Source organism: Paenibacillus sp. FSL R10-2782 (genome assembly GCF_038592985.1).
Taxonomy (GTDB): Bacteria; Bacillota; Bacilli; order Paenibacillales; family Paenibacillaceae; genus Paenibacillus; species Paenibacillus terrae_C.
This window is the reverse complement of the sequence record NZ_CP151951.1, coordinates 5,177,554-5,197,439: the sequence shown is the minus strand read 5'-3', so window position 1 is coordinate 5,197,439 and position 19,886 is coordinate 5,177,554. Positions and strand designations below refer to the sequence as shown.

22 protein-coding genes and 1 riboswitch are annotated in these 19,886 nt (G+C 47.1%); of the genes, 14 read left to right on the top strand and 8 right to left on the bottom strand.

Annotated elements, in window-relative coordinates; translation table 11 throughout:
- The first annotated feature begins 16 nt into the window (after positions 1 to 16).
- From NST83_RS23705 to NST83_RS23665, 9 genes are all read left to right on the top strand, one after another.
- Positions 17 to 1,411 (top strand): hypothetical protein, encoded by a 1,395-nt coding sequence (locus tag NST83_RS23705; RefSeq protein WP_342415882.1) that lies wholly within the window; start codon positions 17 to 19, stop codon positions 1,409 to 1,411.
- A gap of 28 nt (positions 1,412 to 1,439) precedes the next feature.
- Positions 1,440 to 1,586 carry a hypothetical protein gene (locus NST83_RS23700; RefSeq protein WP_342415881.1) on the top strand — a complete coding sequence of 49 codons (147 nt, stop codon included), beginning with the start codon at positions 1,440 to 1,442 and terminating at the stop codon, positions 1,584 to 1,586.
- A 222-nt stretch (positions 1,587 to 1,808) separates the two neighbouring features.
- On the top strand, positions 1,809 to 2,153 hold the full coding sequence (locus NST83_RS23695) for a hypothetical protein (protein WP_014278613.1): 345 nt from the start codon (positions 1,809 to 1,811) through the stop codon (positions 2,151 to 2,153).
- A 175-nt stretch (positions 2,154 to 2,328) separates the two neighbouring features.
- Positions 2,329 to 3,402 (top strand): extracellular solute-binding protein, encoded by a 1,074-nt coding sequence (locus tag NST83_RS23690; RefSeq protein WP_342415880.1) that lies wholly within the window; start codon positions 2,329 to 2,331, stop codon positions 3,400 to 3,402.
- Complete coding sequence (locus NST83_RS23685; RefSeq protein ID WP_342415879.1) at positions 3,402 to 4,331, top strand: nucleoside hydrolase; 930 nt, start codon at positions 3,402 to 3,404, stop codon at positions 4,329 to 4,331. Before NST83_RS23690 ends, NST83_RS23685 begins: the two co-directional genes overlap by 1 nt.
- A 27-nt stretch (positions 4,332 to 4,358) precedes the next feature.
- Entirely contained in the window at positions 4,359 to 5,180 is an 822-nt protein-coding gene (locus tag NST83_RS23680; RefSeq protein WP_342415878.1) for an ABC transporter permease, read from the top strand.
- A gap of 6 nt (positions 5,181 to 5,186) precedes the next feature.
- Complete coding sequence (locus NST83_RS23675; protein WP_137060695.1) at positions 5,187 to 5,975, top strand: ABC transporter permease; 789 nt, start codon at positions 5,187 to 5,189, stop codon at positions 5,973 to 5,975.
- Between the two features lie 16 nt (positions 5,976 to 5,991).
- Positions 5,992 to 7,050, top strand: a complete 1,059-nt coding sequence (locus tag NST83_RS23670; protein ID WP_137060694.1) for an ABC transporter ATP-binding protein — start codon at positions 5,992 to 5,994, stop codon at positions 7,048 to 7,050.
- A 28-nt stretch (positions 7,051 to 7,078) separates the two neighbouring features.
- The gene (locus tag NST83_RS23665; protein ID WP_342415877.1) at positions 7,079 to 8,806 is read left to right on the top strand and encodes an adenine deaminase C-terminal domain-containing protein; all 1,728 of its coding nucleotides are present in this window, start codon (positions 7,079 to 7,081) and stop codon (positions 8,804 to 8,806) included.
- A 48-nt stretch (positions 8,807 to 8,854) separates the two neighbouring features.
- Here NST83_RS23665 and NST83_RS23660 read toward each other — a convergent pair whose 3' ends face one another.
- Complete coding sequence (locus tag NST83_RS23660) at positions 8,855 to 9,712, bottom strand: Rpn family recombination-promoting nuclease/putative transposase (protein ID WP_137060692.1); 858 nt, start codon at positions 9,710 to 9,712, stop codon at positions 8,855 to 8,857.
- A gap of 234 nt (positions 9,713 to 9,946) precedes the next feature.
- Here NST83_RS23660 and NST83_RS23655 point away from each other — a divergent pair, with 234 nt between their 5' ends.
- From NST83_RS23655 to NST83_RS23640, 4 genes are all read left to right on the top strand, one after another.
- Positions 9,947 to 10,228 (top strand): hypothetical protein, encoded by a 282-nt coding sequence (locus tag NST83_RS23655; RefSeq protein ID WP_342415876.1) that lies wholly within the window; start codon positions 9,947 to 9,949, stop codon positions 10,226 to 10,228.
- A 236-nt stretch (positions 10,229 to 10,464) separates the two neighbouring features.
- Entirely contained in the window at positions 10,465 to 10,944 is a 480-nt protein-coding gene (locus NST83_RS23650) for a DNA starvation/stationary phase protection protein (protein WP_342415875.1), read from the top strand.
- A gap of 150 nt (positions 10,945 to 11,094) precedes the next feature.
- Positions 11,095 to 12,219: a nitric oxide synthase oxygenase gene (locus tag NST83_RS23645; RefSeq protein ID WP_342415874.1), complete on the top strand. Its 1,125-nt coding sequence runs from the start codon at positions 11,095 to 11,097 to the stop codon at positions 12,217 to 12,219.
- 103 nt (positions 12,220 to 12,322) lie between these two features.
- A complete protein-coding gene (locus NST83_RS23640; RefSeq protein WP_342415873.1) occupies positions 12,323 to 12,781 on the top strand; it encodes a hypothetical protein in 459 nt (152 codons plus the stop codon).
- A 69-nt stretch (positions 12,782 to 12,850) separates the two neighbouring features.
- On the opposite strand, the gene NST83_RS23635 is transcribed toward NST83_RS23640, so the two are convergent.
- From NST83_RS23635 to NST83_RS23615, 5 genes are all read right to left on the bottom strand, one after another.
- Positions 12,851 to 13,288: an AbrB/MazE/SpoVT family DNA-binding domain-containing protein gene (locus tag NST83_RS23635; RefSeq protein WP_137060688.1), complete on the bottom strand. Its 438-nt coding sequence runs from the start codon at positions 13,286 to 13,288 to the stop codon at positions 12,851 to 12,853.
- A 191-nt stretch (positions 13,289 to 13,479) separates the two neighbouring features.
- Positions 13,480 to 14,199 carry a 3-ketoacyl-ACP reductase gene (locus NST83_RS23630; protein ID WP_137060687.1) on the bottom strand — a complete coding sequence of 240 codons (720 nt, stop codon included), beginning with the start codon at positions 14,197 to 14,199 and terminating at the stop codon, positions 13,480 to 13,482.
- 158 nt (positions 14,200 to 14,357) lie between these two features.
- On the bottom strand, positions 14,358 to 15,209 hold the full coding sequence (locus NST83_RS23625) for a DUF4097 family beta strand repeat-containing protein (RefSeq protein ID WP_342415872.1): 852 nt from the start codon (positions 15,207 to 15,209) through the stop codon (positions 14,358 to 14,360).
- Between the two features lies 1 nt (position 15,210).
- Complete coding sequence (locus tag NST83_RS23620; RefSeq protein ID WP_342415871.1) at positions 15,211 to 15,768, bottom strand: DUF1700 domain-containing protein; 558 nt, start codon at positions 15,766 to 15,768, stop codon at positions 15,211 to 15,213.
- Positions 15,761 to 16,090: a PadR family transcriptional regulator gene (locus NST83_RS23615; RefSeq protein ID WP_137060684.1), complete on the bottom strand. Its 330-nt coding sequence runs from the start codon at positions 16,088 to 16,090 to the stop codon at positions 15,761 to 15,763. The genes NST83_RS23620 and NST83_RS23615 overlap by 8 nt, the downstream gene beginning before the upstream one ends.
- 511 nt (positions 16,091 to 16,601) lie before the next feature.
- Between NST83_RS23615 and NST83_RS23610 the strand changes: the two genes are divergently transcribed.
- A complete protein-coding gene (locus NST83_RS23610) occupies positions 16,602 to 17,135 on the top strand; it encodes a hypothetical protein (protein WP_342415870.1) in 534 nt (177 codons plus the stop codon).
- 55 nt (positions 17,136 to 17,190) lie between these two features.
- On the opposite strand, the gene metE is transcribed toward NST83_RS23610, so the two are convergent.
- A complete protein-coding gene (gene metE, locus NST83_RS23605) occupies positions 17,191 to 19,509 on the bottom strand; it encodes a 5-methyltetrahydropteroyltriglutamate--homocysteine S-methyltransferase (RefSeq protein WP_342415869.1) in 2,319 nt (772 codons plus the stop codon).
- Complete coding sequence (locus tag NST83_RS23600) at positions 19,487 to 19,711, bottom strand: hypothetical protein (protein WP_342415868.1); 225 nt, start codon at positions 19,709 to 19,711, stop codon at positions 19,487 to 19,489. Before NST83_RS23600 ends, metE begins: the two co-directional genes overlap by 23 nt.
- Positions 19,668 to 19,864: riboswitch (cobalamin riboswitch) on the bottom strand. (Overlaps the previous gene by 44 nt.)
- Positions 19,865 to 19,886: the final 22 nt, after the last annotated feature.

The window sequence follows — 19,886 nt, the reverse complement described above, 5'->3', positions numbered from 1 at the left end:
CAAAAGGAGCAGAATCATGGGATATCCAATCATAAAGTATAACGGAACGGTTCTATCTCTTCAAAATCCGAAGGTTAAAGTTATGCAGAAAATGAATGAGCATGTGAAAGTCTTTTTAACGGGTGTGTTAACCGGCACTCAAATGAAAGAGTATACGGAACATATGGAGGCAGGAGCTAAGTTAGTTGTTTCTTACCTGAATGATGATCAGAAACAGATTGTGTTGTTTAGGGGATTAGTCACGCAGTTCAGAATCAAGATGGTTTCCAATGTAGCCCATTTGGTCGTCGAAGCCCTATCCTATACAAGTCAGCTGGATGAAGTGCCTCATAGACAATCCTTTCAAAATGTGAAAATGAAGGTACAGGCATTACTTGAACATGTACTCAAATCATATCCTAAAGCCAATTGTACGAGCCGCTTAAAAGGGCAGCTTTTACAGGAGTTTACGATGCAATTCGACGAAACGGACTGGTCGTTTCTGAAACGTATGGCTTCTCGGCTTGGTTGGGGACTGATCCCTGATCCGATAGGAGAGAACCCTCAGTTTTATTTTGGATTACCCGATGGTGTCCATAAAGGTGAGCTGAAGCAGTATAACTACTCCATGACCAGAAAGACCAAACCAGGGGCAAGCAAAGACGACAATCTGTTGTATTATAAAGTACAAACGACGGGGCCGAAAGATGTCCTGCTACAAATTGGGACTGAGGTTAAATTCAAAGGGAAAGCTTTATATGTCTTGCAGTCTGTTGCGTTTATACGACACAATACCTTATGGCATGAATATGTGCTAACCACCTCTGATGGAATGAAGCAGGAATTGATTGTAAACGAGAACATTCGTGGCATATCATTGAAGTCGAAAGTGATTGGAATTGAACAGGATCATGTAAAGGTATTCTTTTATGAAATGGATAAGGTCAAGCCGAACGCCAAGGAAACCTTTGCTTTTCCAACTGCTACATTTTATACATCGGAAGGGAATACGGGATGGTACTGCATGCCGGAGCTTTTTGATTTTGTAGATATCTACTTTCCGACCAATAAAGAAAAAGACGCTATTGTAACCCACTCGATCCGAAAGAGATCCAAAGGCGGTGACTTTATTAAGGACCCGTCGACGAAGATATTTATGACCAAGTACCGCAAAGCCATTATATTTGAGGAAAATGAAATTTTAATCACGGGGAACGATGATGAAGTGGTAATTCGACTGCTGGATGACCACGGAATTGAATTACGGAGTAAAAAGGACATCCGTGTTAAGGCTGATGGAAACTTGGTATTCAATGCGGGTAACACAATACAAGTCACGGCGAAGGATGCCATCGGTTTAAAATGTAAAACGAGTTTGGTGGAAATGGATGGTAACATCAAAATGACCGGAGAAAAGATAAAGACGCAATAACTAAATCTAGCGTGAGAGGATAAAAAGTATGGCTAAAGAAACTACTGGAGCTATCGTAAATGGGAACCCCCCAACCCAAGAGGATATGATTCAAGAGTGGAAACGTAAAATAAGCAAAGGCGAATATCCTTTTATTTATGTAACTCAGCATCGTACCAAAAGTGAAGAACGGTAAAGTTTATGGCTTAACGTTACTTGCCTATCCAGGGGTTATGATATCTCAGCCGAAAAAATGCACAAAAATATTCTAAAGCTCTACAAAGTTCGACATATTGTTCGCTTTTTCGCATCATATGTTATTGTATTAGGGATTTTTATTGCTATTTATCATATATTTATGTATAATCTATCGTGTTGAAAGATTGATTGTACGTAATATGCTGATGAGGGTGGGTTCATGACGCTGCTCGACAGTAATGAAAGCAAGAAGCGGATGTGCCAGATTTACAACGAAATTTCAAAGGAACTGTTCGGCTTCGGGACCACGCTACTGCGGGCCACCGTTGAGAACAACATTGTTACCTTTGTGGCGAAGCACCGGCGTTCTCCACGCTCGGCGGCATTGGAAGTGGAAGCCCCCGGCTTGAAGCTGGAAGTGGATTTCCGAATGTCCATGCTGTATAAGAAGAGACTTCGCGAGAAGCTGATTGAGGATATGGGGCTCGATATTGAAGCTCTACTGCGTGACTATGATTCAGCAACGCAGTGGGCAATCACGAACATCATACTGAAGGAATCCTAATACAATTGGATATTCGGCTTTTCGCTTCGGATCTATCTGAGGGGAGAACCTGTTATAACGCGCAGCGGGATCAACTTATTCTTTGTTTACGAAGAAAAGTATTCTTGTTTTACAAGAGTACTTTTCTTTTTTGTGTTATCAGGTTCTCAGAATGAATAAATAGGGGGAGTTTCAAATGAAAAAATGGTTTAAAGGGTTCATGGCTTTGACCTTGGCATCTGTTGTGCTTGCAGGTTGTGGCAGCAATGCTACTGGAGGTCAGGAAGATGGAAAAGGCAGCTCGGCTGATGGCAAGAAGAAGCTAATCATTTCCACATGGGGCTTCTCCGAGGACTTCTTTAACAAAGAAGTATACGAGCCTTTTGAGAAGGAACATAACGTTGATATTGTAGTAGAGATTGGGAATAACGCAGAACGGTTGAACAAAATTAGTCAAGGAAGCACAGACGTCGATCTGATTTATCTGTCTGATTATTATGCCCAACAGGGGATTCAACAGGGTTTGTTTGAAAAGCTGGATCGCAGCAAAATGCCGAACCTGAATCAAATTTATGATATTGCCAAAGCACCGCTGGGTGAGGAGTATGGCCCTGCTTATACGATTGGGCGCCTCGGTATTGCTTACAACCCGGAGCTGGTTAAAAAGAATGTGACTTCCTGGGCTGATCTGTGGGGCAGTGAGTTCAAAGGAAACGTGACCCTGCCGAACATTACGGCTACGGCTGGACCGATGGTTGTAGACGCGGCCTCCAAGGTAGCGGGTAGTAAAGAGTTTAATGAAGACCAGGCATTCGGGAAACTGAAAGAACTGAGTCCGAATATCGTTAAGTTTTATAGCAAAACCTCCGAGTTCGTCAACATGTTCAGTCAGCAGGAAATCGCGGGCGGACCGATTATGGAGATGTACTTCAAAGATTTGCAGGCAGCTGTGCCTGGAGCCAAATTTGTGGCACCAAGTGAAGGTGCTTATGCAGTAATGAACACAATCAACGTGGTGAAAGGCTCCGACCAAAAAGAATTGGCTGAGGAATTTATCAACTGGCAGCTGAGCAAGGAAGTTCAAGAGAAGTCCGCCAAGGCGAAGGTTGATTCTCCGGTGAATACGCAGGTAGTGCTGTCCGGTGCGGATACAGAAGGAATTACGTATGGTGCAGATGTGGTCAACAAGCTGACCAAGCTGGATATGAAATTCGTCAATGACCATATCAAGGCATGGACGGATCGCTGGAACCGGGAAGTTGCTCAATAATGAAAAAAGTCATATTAGATGTAGATACTGGTATTGATGATGCGCTGGGTATTTTATTAGCCACCAAAAGCGGCCAACTGGATGTTACAGCGATTACTACCGTGTGCGGTAATGTATCGCTTAAACAGGCAACATTGAACACATGCAAAATCCTCGACCTTTTGGATAGACCGGATATTCCGGTCTATCGGGGGGCCGATGCTCCCTTGATCCGTAAAGGATTGCATGAGCATCGGATTCATGGAGAAGACGGCATTGGCGGCGCATTGAGTGAGGTTGTCCCTACTATTTCTGCGTCCGAGGGTTTTGCGCCGGACATCATCATTGATACAGTCATGGCTCACCGTGGAGAAGTGACCCTGGTTTGCACCGGGCCGCTCACGAATCTGGCATTGGCGCTTCTGAAATGCCCGGAGTTGACGCGATACATCAAAGAGGTCATTTTTATGGGTGGTGTTATTCACGGATGCGGCAATATTACGCCTGTAGCGGAATATAACATGTATGCTGACCCGGAAGCGGCGCGGATCGTATTTCATGCCGGATTTGGGCGGTTGATCCAGGTGGGACTGGATGTAACACGGAAGGCGCTGCTAACGGCGGACCACATTGCCCGTCTCACAGATCCGGCGATTCGCAGCTATGTGGCTGAAAGCACGGCCATTTATACCAAGCGTTATGAGGAACGTAACGGAGTAAAAGCGTGTGCGCTTCATGATCCGCTTGCCGTGGGCGTTGCGCTGAATTCGAGGCTGGTGGAAACTTCGCCAATGTATGTCGATGTGGAAACCTCCAGCCGTATATGTGACGGACAAACGGTGGGCGATGTACAGAACCGTCTCAATCATGGCCCGAACATGAACGTGTGCGAACAGGTGGACAGCGAGGCATTTCTGGAGCTATTTATTCAGGTGCTGAACAAGGAATAACATATTGATAACCGCAAGGAGCTACCCATGAAGAAAACATACTTGTATTGGCTGCTGCTGCCAGGTCTGCTCTTTCTGGCGGCGTTCATGGTCATTCCGATTGTGTTAACGATCGGCTCGACCTTCGTACAGAACAGCTCATTCACCCTAGAAGGCTATCTCCATTTCTTCAAGGACCCTTATTTTCTGAAAATATTGCTGACTACGCTGGAAGTTAGTGTCGTTACAACGCTCGTATGCGTGCTACTCGGCTTCCCGACGGCTTATTATATTTCGCAAAAGGCACCACGCCATAAAGGGATTTTGCTGGCGCTGGCTATCTTTCCCTTGCTGACCAGTCCGGTGGTGCGGTCATTTAGCTGGATGGTCATTTTGGGTCGTAAAGGGCTGTTGAATAACTTACTCATCGGTTTAGGACTCGTTGATGAGCCGCTCAATATTTTGTATACCCCGGCAGCGATGATTATTGGTCTGGTTCATTTATTTTTACCGCTGATGATTATTTCACTGATCGGTGTACTCGAAAATATCGACGGTGATCTCGTCCATGCGGCTCAGAGTCTCGGTGCCTCCAAATTCAGCGCATTCCGTAAAATTGTATTTCCTCTGTCTGTGCCGGGCCTGATTATCGGAAGCATTCTCGTTTTCGTGGGCAGCCTTACGGCTTATACGACACCAGCACTGCTTGGAGGAAAACAGCGTGTCATCGCTACATTTTTGTATCAGAACGCGATGACGCTGAATGACTGGTTTCTCGCCTCTGTTATTGCAACGATTATGATTGTCATTACATTTATCGTGGTCGGTCTCTTAAATAAGGCGGCCCATAAACTCAATCCGAAGGGGTAGGTGGATATGCGGGAGAAACATTACGGACTAGGCTTCTTTAGCCTGCTGGTCTTCGTCTTTCTGCTCGGTCCGCTGTTGATCATATCGGTCACTTCTTTCGAGCCGGGCACGGTATTAAAATTTCCTCCGCAGGGCTTTTCCTTGCGCTGGTACCAAAATATTTTTGAAGTGGATCTGTTTATGTCCACGTTCAAAACGTCGATTGTTGTCTCTTTGCTAGGTAACATCCTGGCGCTGCTGATCGGTATGCCTGCCGCTTATGCGCTTAGTCGTTTTACGTTTCGAGGGAAGGATGCGCTGAATGCTTTGTTCCTCTCCCCGCTGCTCATACCGGGTATTGTACTGGGCTTTACGCTGCTGCGTTATCTGATCATTGTTTATCATTTGCCGGTATACGCAGGACTGTTGATCGGACATACGGTGATTATGCTGCCGTTCATTATACGGGTCATTGCGTCCAGTTTGTCCAACTTTGATTTTGCGATTGAGGAAGCAGCGCTCAGCTTGGGAGCCGGACGACTGGAAACCTTTTTCAAGGTGGTCCTGCCCAACATCCGTTCGGGTATTATTGCGGCTATCCTGATTGCCTTTCTGGAATCATTCAACAATGTCGACATTTCCGTCTTCATGACAGGACCGGGCTTCAGCACCCTGCCTATTCAAATGCTGACCTACGTCGAAAATTATTTTGACCCGACGATTGCAGCAATTTCGGTAATGCTGATGATTTTGACCGGTATTCTAATGTTCTTGATTGAACGACTGATGGGATTGTCTTACTTCACTAAAAGGTAATGGAGGCTTCAACCATATGGCACTGCTTACTCTGGATCGTGTATCGGTCGCTTATGACAACCAACTGATCTTGCAGGATTTCGATTTGCAGCTCGAACGGGGGCAATTGCTCTCGTTGCTCGGACCGAGTGGATGTGGAAAAACGACCACGCTTCGCCTGATTGCAGGATTTCTCGAAGCTAAACAAGGAACGTTTTTGTTTGGCGATAAAGATTACACCCGGGTTCCGGTGAACAAACGGAATTTCGGCTTTGTATTCCAAAGCTATGCGCTTTTCCCGCATTTATCCGTTTTTGATAATGTTGCCTTTGGACTGCGGCTGCGTAAGGTGAAGGAAGATGATATAAAACGCCGTGTTATGGCTATGCTGGATATAGTCAGTCTGGGGGGCTTTGAAAAGCGGTTCCCCGGCGAACTGTCCGGTGGACAGCGTCAGCGTGTTGCGATTGCACGGGCACTTGTGATTGAACCCGACCTGCTGCTGTTCGATGAACCGCTGAGTAATCTGGATGCGAACCTGCGTGTGAATATGCGTGTTGAAATTCGCCGTATTCAACAGGAATTGGGGATTACCACTGTATACGTATCGCATGATCAGGAGGAATGTTTCTCGATTTCTGACCGGGTTGCGATTATGAACAAGGGGAATATCGAGCAGTTGGATGCGCCATCGACGATTTTTAAATATCCAACCACCGAATTTGTCGCCCGTTTTATCGGATTCAATAATTTCTTGTCCTTTGACGAACGCGTTGAGGAGGGGGAACGAATTCTCCTGAGTACAAGCGATCTTTCGTTTAGTGTGGCCCGTAATCAGGGTACAGTCCAGCCGGGTGCCCGTCAGGGGGCTATTCGTCCGGATGATTTGGTTATCCGCACAGCAGGCAATGAGACGGGAGAAAATGAGTTTCCCGGCATTATCAAGGTGAGCACTTACCTGGGGCGCAGCTATCAGTATGTGGTAGAAACGGCGAAAGGAAGCTTCACCGCCAATCAGGAGATGGACACGCCGTACCTGAGCGGTCAACGGGTTGCCTTACATTTTCCGGCAGATAAAATGGTGCTGGTCCAATAATCAGCGGGTTCGATGAAGGAGATACATCATGCGTGCAGACAAAATGATTTTACAAGTTAAAGTGTATAACAGCTATTACAAGACGTTCGAGGAAGGCAATGTTGCTATACTTGACGGCAAGTTTATGTATATTGGTCAGCGTGGCCTGGAGTCGTTTGAAGTGAATGAAATTGTAGAAGGGCACGGGAAATATATGATTCCCGGTCTGATCGACATTCATCTCCATATTGAAAGCACAATGGTGACACCGGCGACCTTTTCCTATGGACTCATTCGCAACGGTGTGACGACGATTGTACCGGAACCGCACGAAATGGCGAATGTTTTTGGATTGGAAGGCATTCAGGAAATGATGGCGGCCAGCAAGGATTGCGTGGCTGATATGTTTTACGGTATTCCAAGCTCTGTCCCGGCAACGCCACTTGAAACCTCAGGAGGCGAAATTGATATTCCCGAGATTGACGCACTGCTGCAGACCGGTGAGATGATTTGTTTGGGTGAAATTATGAACTATGTGGATGTGATTCGTGATCCAGAGGGCAAGACCAACCGTATTTTACGCCATGTTCGTGAGCATTACCCGGAGCTGATCATTGAAGGACATACGCCGCAGTTGCTTGATCTGGACCTGCATCAGTTAATCTACGCGGGAATTGGCTCTGACCATACCCACCAAAGTATTGAAGGCATGAAGGCTCGTATGGCTGCGGGGATGTTCATCGAGATTCAGGAAAAATCCATGACCCCTGAAGTGATGGAGTATTTGATTCAGGAAGACGTGGCGCAGCATTTTTGCTTTGTAACGGATGATGTGATGCCGGATTCCTTCGTAGAGCGTGGGCATCTGAACCATATTGTAAGCAAAGCAATCGGGATGGGCATGAAGCCTGAGAATGCGGTCTATGCTGCTACGTTCACGCCTGCGACACGGATGCGTATGCACGACCGGGGCACGATTGCACCGGGGAAAATAGCTGATTTTGTCTTGTTGTCTGACCTGAGCCATTTTGAAGTAGAGCAGGTGTACAAGAACGGGCAAAAGGTATTCGATAAATTTGAAGAGTATCATCAAGATTCGTTAAGCTGCCGTTTCCCACCTCATTTTTACCAAAGTGTACAGCTGAAGCCGCTCACAGAGCAGGATTTTACCGTAGAGCTGGATGTAGCGGATGGTACACATCATTGCCGTATTATGATGGTGAAGGACGGATCGACCTTTACAAGCGAACGTATTGCACCTGAGCAAGTGGCGGATGGTGAGCTGATGTGGGAACAGAGCGAACATGGGCTTATCGCTACTTTTGAGCGGTATGGTAAGAATGGCAACCGTGCCTATGGTTTGATCGGGGGAGATACCATTAAGCGCGGAGCGGTGGCAACCACGTATTCGCACGATAACCATAACTTGCTGGTCGTAGGGCATAACAAGCAGGATATGATATTGGCGGCGAATACGGTGCTTTCCAGTCAAGGCGGCTTTTGCGTAGTTGAAAATGGCAAGGTGCTGTCCCATTTGCCGTTAACCGTAGGCGGGATTCTAACAGAAGGACCGTTGGAAATGGTAGCGGCCCACGTAAAAGAGCTGCGTTCTGCCTTGCTTTCGCTCGGCTATCGCCATTACAATCCAATCATGTCGCTGAGCACTCATTCTTTGCCAGTCAGCCCGGCTTTGAAAATTACCGATCACGGCCTGATTGATGTAAACGCGGGCAAGGTTGTACCTTTGATTGTGGATCCCTTGGAGATAAAAGAATAATAGTAGAGCGGACCCTCTTGCGGGTCCGCTCTTTTGTCATGGTCAGTTTTATGATTGAAGGGCTCGAATTTCAGCTTCCGACAAACCGGACGCTTTGGCGATAATATCTATATCTAAGCCTAAACGGAGCATATTTCGTGCAATTTCAGCCCGACTTTCTGCTTTACCCTCTGCTTTACCCTCTGCCTTGCCTTCTTCTTTTGCTCCTTCAATCATGGATGCCTCATCATGTAGATACCGTTGTCTTGCTTCATATTGAAGACGGGCTTCCCGATCCTGACTTAGGAATTCCAAGGTATTCATCGCTTTTTTCAGTACAGGCTCGTTCATGGTCAGCACCTCCCATTGTGATGGATTCGCTCCTTTTAGAAACAAAAGCCAGTTTACCAATCCGCCGCCCTCCATCGGTACAGTACGATGGTCAAGCTTGGGTAGTTCTAGAAAATGTAGTTCGATATCATCACTGAGTGAGATACCTGTTCGATCTTCCCGAAGATGATATACATTATGATACTGATCATTAGGCAAAAAGGAGTAGTTCAGAATATTAATGGTAACGCATTTTCGAAGTAACTTATATGATTGGCCTTCCTGTAGTTGACCAGCATACTGCTTGCTCCAGTAAAATAGAGTCCTTTTATCGGTATCATATTTATTAAATAGCTGCATTTCTACGTTAATCAATTCGCCTTCGGATGTTCTGGCTCGGATATCCAGAATGGATTGTTTGTCACGAGGCGCATCTTTATCTGTATAAGGATTAAGTAAAATAATCTCAGTCAGTTGCGGTCTATCTGCTTCAGCAAACGTATGATTCAAGAAAGTCAGCAGCACATCCCGATTTTCATCGCTTCCAAAGATACGTTTAAACAGAAAATCATTTCGAGGATCAAGTAGCTCTGTCATGTACATCAACCCCATTTTATATTCTATTATACCACGTAAGCCATAACTCACATACATCACGATTGTGAACAAGGTAGTGATAATGGCGAAGCTTTAGCAGACAAAATTAACATCTTCTATACTCGTATTAATGTAACCTATGTATAACGCGTTGACGGCTTGCGGGATAAAGACTACATTTAGGCTGGATATATACTACAAATATTCCGATTGGATTTTAGGGGGGGGTCAATAATGACTCGTGCTTTTGATGGTCTTGTAGTGCCGGACGCGTTGGAAACAGATTTGATTGCATTTCGAAGGGAATTGCATCGTTACCCGGAAGTTTTGTTTGAGGTGGAACGGACGGCTGCGTACATAGCGGAGCTTCTCCAAAGCTGGGGGCTGGAGGTACAGACAGAAGTCGGGAAGCATTTTGGTAAAGGAGTAGTTGGTATATTACGTGGAACACAGGCCGGGGATACGGTGCTACTGCGTGCGTTTCTGCAGGCATTGAACGGAGTGAAGACGAAGTGAATTTTCAAAGGATATGATACTTCACGTAATCTTCATGATTAAGACCTAATAAGCTCTTGCAAATAACTGACCTAATGTTATAATTAAAACAGGATTTAGATTAAGTCTAAATAAATAAGTGAGTATTTATTGGAATCACGTATGGGATTTACAGGTTAATCAAACACTAATGTCACAGGAATTTTTCAGGCTTCACTCCAACTATACTATTGATGATCATGAGAGGGGAATTACACATGAGTACATTAAATCACACGAACGTCCAACCTACACAAGAGGCTATTCAAGAATTGCATAAGGCTTTGAACCGTCAGGTAGCTACCTGGTCGGTGTTGTACACGAAGCTGCATTATTTCCACTGGTATGTAAAAGGACCTCATTTCTTCACACTGCATGCAAAATTTGAGGAGCTTTATAATGAAGCGACAGCTAACCTGGATATGATTGCTGAACGTTTGCTGGCCATTGGAGGCCGTCCTGCCGCTACCTTGAAGGAGCATTTGCAACTGTCAACTATTCAGGAGTCAGCAGGTGAGCAGACAGCCGAGGATATGGTAAAATCCGTGGTTATGGATTTCAACACCATCACTACTGAGCTGGCTAACGGCATGGAAGCAGCGGAAGCGGCACATGACAAAGCGACTGAGGATCTTCTTAATGGTTTGAGAGAAGCGGTGGATAAACATATCTGGATGCTCAAAGCATATTTGGGATAATCCTTTGGGATAAATTCCCATATATATGAAGATCAGGTGAACAAGACACACATCCCGTTGGTTCCAGAGCGCCGCTGGAGTATAATGACGGATAGGCGTGAAAGACAGCGGGCTCATAAGTATTGAGAGCTGCCGGGATGGGGTGCACGTATGGAAGTGAAGCAACAGCTTTTGCGTGAAGCGAAGCAGTTTATATATACATGTTATGAGGAGCTGGGCCGAAGCCGCGATGAAGCGGAGGCCCGGCTTCTTGAAATTCATCATGACATAGATACTACGGGAACGTATGATCATACCTATGATGAGCTGGAGCATGGGGCACAGATGGCTTGGCGTAACAGCAATCGTTGTATCGGTCGTTTGTTTTGGGATAAGCTTCTGGTAAGGGATGCTCGCGACGCCTCAGGTACAGTGGAAGTGGTTCATGAGCTGTTAGAGCATATACGAATAGGGACAAATGGCGGTAAAATCAAGCCGACGCTTACCGTGTTTCGCTCGTCCAAGCCGGGGCAACCGAATATTCGCATTTGGAATCATCAGTTGATTCGGTATGCCGGCTATGAGAGCGCTGAAGGAGTGATCGGGGACCCGATCTCGGTAGAATTCACAAATGCGTGCCGCCGCATGGGCTGGCAAGGAGCCATGACTCCCTTTGACGTATTGCCGCTGATTGTAGAAGCAGGTGGACAGCCTCCTGAGCTGTTTGATATTCCCGAACATTTGGTGCAGGAGGTACCTATTGAACACCCGGAACTTCCGGGGTTGGCTTCGTTGGGTTTGCGTTGGTATGCTGTGCCTATGATTTCGGATATGACGTTGGAGATTGGAGGTATCATCTACACCGCAGCTCCTTTTAACGGCTGGTATATGGGGACAGAGATTGGTGCGCGTAATTTTGCCGATCCCTTCCGTTATAACATGCTGCCGCAGGTAGCTGAGCTGATGGGGCTGAATACCTCAAGCGAAACGACGTTATGGCGTGATCGGGCGCTGGTGGAGTTGAACAGTGCAGTGCTGTATTCTTTTAAAAAAGCGGGAGTCAGCATTGTCGATCACCATACGGCAGCTGCACAATTCCAGCTGTTTGAGGAGCGGGAAGCCCGGGCGGGGCGTGCGCTCACAGGCGATTGGACATGGCTGATCCCGCCGTTATCCCCGGCGACAACGCATATATTTCACAGTTCCTACGATAATCGGCTTGTAAAGCCAAATTTCGGAGTTCAAGAAAAGCCGTATATGCAGAAGAAGCCCCAAGGCTGCCCTTTTCATTCTTGATATGTTCATAGAAAGTTTTAATTATCAGATTCAGGTTCCTATTCTATATTGAATAGAGTAAATTCAGCTTTTTCATATCATAAGGTCGAGGAGCGAGGCGAAGTTGGAAAGAAATCAGGCAGAGCGCATCGTCTCTAAACTTTTGCAACGGGCAGATATGGGCGTGACGGTCAAGCTGGAGAAACGGTTTCCCGGCGGGCGGCTGATTGGGGGTAAATATGCCATGAATACTCACGCCATTACAATGTATACGGACACGATTGAAACACAATGCATTCTGATGTTTGGCAGCGTCGAACGAGTCGAGGAATACTTTACGATTGTGCTTGCGCATGAGATTGGACACGCCGCTGATTCTGAGCTGCCTGACCTCTCCGATGCTATGGAACAGGAGAGTGAGTTAGGGACCAGGCAACGGCTTGCGCTGCAAATTGAAGAAAACGCATGGAACTATGCGCTCGAATTGGTGCCGGAGATTGAGACAACGTTCATTTCCGCCGTTATTGACGAGTCCTTGTTCGCCTATCGGGTCCCGGTCCTGGAGCAGTCTGACATTGCATAAGGAAGATGATCCGAGATCCGACAGGCTCTTTTTTGTGTGACGAGATCAAATGCGGGTCATTGGAACGATTCAAAGTAGAAGTTTTTTTAGCTGTGACACGCGTCCCTGAGACAATTCAAGCATCTCGGCCAATTCTTTTTGTGAAACATTAGGGTGCTTTTCCATGAGCTGTTTTAGTTTGTGCAGGAGCTCAGTCTGATTTCTGTAATTTCTTCTTTTCTTGGGCTGAGCAGGACGTGCTTCGCCTGAATGACTGGAGGGATTATCGCTCTTTAGCTTCTCAATGCAATCGTTGCATATCAAATGATCTCTGAAGTAGCTCAGGTTATCTACGGCACTGCAAAAATAACAAGATACCCCTGTATATTTACGGATCATCAGGCCCTCTGGTGTAATAAAAAAATCAAGGGCATCTCCAATATTAATATTCATAGAATTGCGTAGCTCCTTGGGCAGTACAATGCGGCCCAGATGGTCTAATGGTCGTGTCATTCCTGTATTTTTCATTATTCATTTCCCCTTTCATAATTGCGCTTATCGGTGCAAAAATCGTAGGTTATGTATGTTGTAAAGTACAAAGCGCGTATATTGCAGTTTGAATTGTATTAGCTATGAACAAAAAAGAAGCTCCAGCATGACGAACAATGACGTCTGCCGGAGCGTGGTACAGCCCAATGAATCTAAGATGTTGAGTCAAATTATTGTGGGTTGGTTGTCCAAATACCGGCTACTTTTAATTGAACCCGCGAAGGCAGCTTCAACGCCGCCAATGTCAGATCGGCCATATCCTGCGGCTGAAGCATGCGGTCCTCGTCGCCAATCGGCAAACCTGCATTTGCCGCCAGTTCCGTATTGACTGTGCTTGGAGTCAGCGCGGTAACGCGAATGTTGGATTTGCGAACCTCCTGCATCAGTGCCTCCGTGAAGCCCATCAAAGCAAACTTGGAGGCGCAATACGCCGAGCCTGTGGCAAAGCCTCGTTCCCCTGCTGTGGAGGATACATTAATAATGTTGCCGCTCTGCTGAGCAAGCATGCTGGGAAGAACCGCGTGTGTGACATAATAGGTTCCTAGCAAATTCACGCGGATCATGCGTTCCCACTCTTCCGGGTCCATGTCTGCGACTGTGCCGAATGTAGCAATTCCTGCATTGTTAATCAAAATATCGACAGCGCCCAAATCGTGCTCCAGCGAGGCTACGGCTGCAGCGGCCTGTACGCGATCAGATATATCAGCAACAGCGCTAACCACCTTCACGCCGTATGTACTCCCCAGTGAATCTTGCAGCTTTTGCAGGTCAGGTAGTGTGCGTGAGATTAATCCCAGGTTGACGCCTTCCTTGGCCAGGGCCTCGGCAATGGCTTTACCAATGCCTTTGGTAGCGCCTGTAATAATGGCTGTTTTATTTTTAAGTTCCATCCATTCTCCTCCTTATGGTATTCATAGTTGTGCATTTAAGCACATGGTTATATTATACTGATTTCATTTCCCCGAACCAAACTTCAACTCCAGTCAGGTCACGTAAGTTGCTTGGCTGCGATCTGAAGTGGGAAACTTCTTGTTATGGTCATGTTGGCTTATTTGGAAATAGCAATATTGCCCGAAGTCGTTTCGACCTTCATAACGTTCATACTACCGGGAACGGATTCGGGAGTATCTATACTTCCGAATTGGGAGCGAACATTATAAATACCTTTAAAATCAGGAGCCTGCTTAATCCTCACATCACCGGAGTGTGAATCAACTTTCAGGTTGGCTGCGGTACGTTGTGTGATATTCGTAATACCGGAGGTCAGGGAAACTTGACCATTGCCGCTATAATCCCGAATTGTGGCATCCCCTGAAGTGAGGTGCAATTCCATATCTGCTGTAACCTGACTAGCCATAAAACTGCCGGATGTTAACTTGGCGACCAAGCGGGTGCTTTGGAGATTTGAAATCTCGGCATTGCCTGAAGTGGCTGTGATGGTTGTGTTTTGAATGGAGGCATCCTGGAGTTTTACGCTCCCCGAATGTACATCTGCCTGTAGCCCTTTTAGGATCTCACCAGCGGGCATTTCTACCGTGATCGTTTGTTCCAAATCAGGAGAGATAGAGAAGAATGACAAGGAAAGGGCTGGCTCAGATTGGATAGAAAGCTTACCGTTCTCAATACGGGCATTATGAATCTGGTCGGCTACTTGCGTCTGAACTTCTCCACTCATGCGTATCGTGCCCTGCTCGCCGTAACCGGGAGCAAAGACAATAGAGACATCATCGGAGCTATTCACTTTAAGATCCTGTAGCTGTCCACGTGTGAATGTCCACTTTTTATCAATAGCTGTTATTTCCCGCATCGCTTGTTGGTTCCATGGAGCACCGTAGGCTACCATCCCGGCCACACCGATGATGATACATAGACCCGCTGCAACAAACCAGTTTTTACTCATGTTACTCGTTAGCTCCCCTCAGGGTAGTCTGATTCCATTTCCAGTATCGAACCGTACCTCTGACCAGAAGGTTCAGAAGGTAGCGTACTCCAGGCAGCAGCAATAGGCCAATCCCGGTCAACGTGATGGCAAAAAAGAATTTAGCGGGATAAAAGTTGCCGTTCAGCGCATAATCTGCGACAGCGAGAAGGGGGGCCACTATCAAGCTGACCGCTGTTGCGGCTAACGAAACCCATACTGCCCACAAAGAGGCTAAGACAGGAATGGAGATTAATAAATTGAGAAACAGCAGACCTAAGAAAGTAAATAGATTGCGTGCGAAGTTTCCCTGGCGAAGCGGAGGAGGGGAAGTATTCCAGGTTGCATTGGGATCATCCAGCGCTTCGCGAGCGATATCCTCGGGGTTGCCCAGTTCGATGGCAATTTCGGCCTCACTTTTTCCATTCACCAACCCATAGTCAAAATGCTGGCTTAAGTCACCAAGCAGCTCATTACGTTCCTCTGCGGGGAGAGGGGAGAGACGTTGCTCTACCTCTGTGAGAAACTGTTTTCTATTCATCGGAATTTCCTTCCTCCAGTAGGCTTGCGACATGATGGACAAATTCATTCCATTCCCGTGTAAGTATGCTCGTGTAATTGCTGCCTGCATCGGTCAGCCGATAATATTTACGTGGGGGTCCCTCGGTCGATTCCTGTAAATAAGTTGTACAGTATCCCTCTGATACCAGACGGCGAAGCAGCGGATATAAAGCTCCTTCGGCTACTTCGATATGACGGGAGACGGCCTGAGCCAGTTCGTAGCCGTAACGGTCCCTACGCCCAATTAAAACAAGAACGCACAGTTCCAGCACCCCTTTTTTGAATTGGATGTTCACATTCATGAGCGGTGCTCCCTTCCTGGATGTTATCATTGCTTCATAGGTGTCGTTTGGAGTATGGGGGGAGAAATGTGTGCTTGAGCATAAATGAATTCAGGTACTAATCATAAATCAGTAGTCAGGTATAATTTAACATCATGTACTGTTTAATGCAAGGTTCTAAAATTTTAAAAATAAATGTACGGGCTTATTTTAGGAGCTTTCTTTCGCTTTTAGAGTCAATAAGATAGCGAATGTTGTTGAAAAAAGTAGTTCTATTTAGAAAAACGCCGAATCTTGGGGAATTTGTGGAAAAGGGACCGCTTTAATTTCATTCTTAAGAATGTTAAATTGTAATATCAGCATGTTGCAACATTCGATTCCCAACGCTCGAAAGTACAATAGATATACGAACTAAACCGTTTCAATCTATATATGGCTGATTTGAAATCGCTTTTGGGATTGTTGCAAAATGCTCAAATAAAAGGATCCATAGAGTTGAAGATCATTTCTTGTGGAAAGGATGGGGCAAAGGATGAATTGGGAACGCTGGTATACGGAGCTGGATCAGGATGATGAGACTTGGGATGTATCAGAGGAAGTCGTGCTTCGGGGCACGGTACAACTCCATTTTTGCGGACAGGACTCGGAGGTGGAGATAGAGTTTATTGTTTCTGCCGATTCCGAGGAAGAAGCACAGGCCGTAAGAGAGCCTAAGCAGGAACAAAAAAAGACATGGGAGCAATATATGGCACATGGGTCAGACATTCATCCTCATGTGCTGGAAGCGATACACCATTACTATGTAGATGTAGTGGAAAAATACCGGAATGCTTATATCTCATGGGGAGAAGACCCGGATGAATATGCGCCTTATGTGGAACGCTTGGAACAACTGCTGGAACGGCTACAGCCCGTGTCTATACTGGTTCCTGACTCAAAGGAAGAGGATGAGCTGTATTTGAATTTTAGCTGTTCATGGGATAGAGAGCATGGCTTGGGTGTACATATGAAGCAGGGAACACCCGAGCATATTCAAGGGGCATACACATTATATGATTTGGAATAGAATCCCCTTCCGGCGTCGAGGGAAAAAGGGAGCCGGGAAGGGGAGGGTATAGAAATTAGCTGGATGCAGCCAACGAATCTCTGGCTGCTTGAGCGGCCAGCACCATTTGCCGCAATGCGGCGACGGATTCATCCTTGGTGCGGGTTTTCAAGCCGCAGTCTGGATTGACCCAAAATAAATCAGAAGGCAGTACGCGCAGGGCACGCTGTATCATACTCAGCATTTCAGACACATCGGGAATGCGCGGGCTATGGATATCATATACGCCCAGACCGATGCCCTTGTCGTACACCTGATCCTCAAAGCTGACAATCAGTTCACCGTGGCTACGCGAGGTTTCAATAGAAATGACGTCGGCATCCATATCGGAGATGGATTGGATCATATCCTGAAATTCGGAATAGCACATATGCGTATGGATTTGGGTGGCGGGATCAACGGTTGCTATTGTAACAAGGAAGGCTTGAACCGCCCACGCCAGATAGGCTTGCTGCTGTTCTTTTTTCAGTGGAAGCCCTTCACGGATCGCGGGTTCATCGACCTGAATCATGCCAATCCCCGCTTGTTCCAGTGCTTCTACCTCTGCCCGCAGGGCCAGTGCTAACTGTAAAGCAACCTGACTGCGAGGAATATCATTACGCTCGAAGGACCAATTCAAAATCGTTACCGGACCTGTCAGCATTCCTTTGACTGGCTTGGAGGTCAACGATTGGGCGAAGGCCGTTTCTTCCACGGTCATGGGTTGATCGAACGACACGTCTCCGTATATAATCGGAGGTTTAACACACCGGGAGCCGTAGGACTGCACCCACCCGTTTTGTGTAAAGGCAAAGCCTTTCAGCTTTTCGCCAAAAAATTCAACCATGTCTGTCCGCTCAAATTCCCCATGTACGAGCACATCAATGCCAATGTCCTCCTGAATATCAATCCACTCCTTGATTTGCTGCTGAATGAACGTCCGATACTGCTCAGCAGACCACTCCCCTTTGCGATAATGCAGACGGGCTTTGCGAACCTCGGCGGTTTGCGGAAAGCTGCCAATCGTCGTCGTAGGCAATGGAGGCAGCTTCAGCTTGTCCTGCTGGATCACACGACGCTCAGCGAAGGGAACGCTGCGTGACTGCGGCTCTTTCGCCAGTAGAGCCGCCATATCGGCAGCGGTCTGTACTCGTGCCGCTGAGCTGTTGAAGCGGGCTACCGCGTCCGCACTCTGCCCAAGCTTGGCAAGTGCCGAGGGTTCGCGTTTGCCAAGCGCAGCGGTCAAAGCTGCGATTTCTTCCAGCTTTTCATCAGCAAAGGCCAGCGCTTGCATCAGCTCCCGGTCCAGCTTGTGTTCGGCTTCCAGACTGACTGGCACATGCAGCAGACTGCATGATGGCTGCACGATGAGCTGCGCAGCAGTTGTTTGCTCCGCCAGTTGCCCAAGCAGCGCCGCCACGACGTTCAGATCGGAGCGCCATATATTACGCCCATCAATGACCCCAGCGGCTAGTGTTTTCCCTGCGGGGAAGCCATGGCGGAGTACCTGCTGAAGGTTTTCGCCATCATCATGCACAAAATCAAGACCTATTCCCTGTACCGGGAGCGTGGACAGGCGCTCATAATGATCCAGACTGCCAAAGTAGGTTTGCAGCACGATATTTAAGGATGGAGCCGCTTGGGCCAAAGCCTCATAGGCCTCCTGAATAATGTCCAAATCCTCTGCCGGGAATGAGGTGGTCAGGACAGGCTCATCCACCTGCACCCACTGAACGCCTTCCGCAGCCAGCTCAGACAGGACGCGGGTGTACAGTGGCAGGAAACTTCTCACGATGGCGGCCAAATCCTTGCGGTCATAGCCTTTGGACAGAGCAACGAACGAATAAGGACCGATCATGACGGGCTTACCCTCAATGCTCAGTTCCTGTTTCGCTTCACGATAAGCCTGCAACGGCTTATTCTCGGTGAACACCGGGGTTGCATTGGCCAATTCGGGCACGATGTAGTGATAGTTGGTATTCAGCCATTTGGTCATTTCACTGGCGGTGGCACCCTTTTGTCCACGGGCTATCCCGAAATAGATGGATAGGGGAACAGGTCCGTCGGGACGATAGTTGAACCGTTCCGGCACCAGACCGAACATCACGGATGTATCAAGCATGTGATCATAATAGGTAAAGTCTCCGACCGGAATTCGATCAATTCCCTTGTCACGCTGCTTGCTCAGATGCTCCAGCCGCAATCGTTTCATCTCGGTATGCAGCTCGCTCTCATCGATGCTGCCGTTCCAGAAGCGTTCCAGTGCTTTTTTCCATTCCCGGTTTCCGCCGATACGCGGATATCCCAGACTACTGCTGGTCAGGCCAGGCAATTCAGGCACTTGAGTAAATGACATGTACTTTTCCTCCTAGGCTGGTAGCCAGTTTATTTTTGCGTACAAAAAAAGACATTCCTCCCCGGGTGTAAAAATGAGTATGGGAAAGAATGTCTCCGTTATTTAAAAATAAAAATTCGGCGACTGCTCTTAACACCTCCCTATCTCCCGTAGGTACTTGCGATGTTGTTAAAATAGGCAGGTCTCCTGACTTACGGATCATGACTTTCAGCGCTCCTTCCCGGTCTTTGGACCAGTGGGTGTACCAACAGCTGAAAATTCCCCGTTTACAGTGGCGGGACCGCGCCGGACTTGCACCGGCTTCCCTTTTAAGCCTGAACTGAATAGAACAGGCACCTATCTCCAAGCTATGCGATTGTGGTATGACGAATATTTAT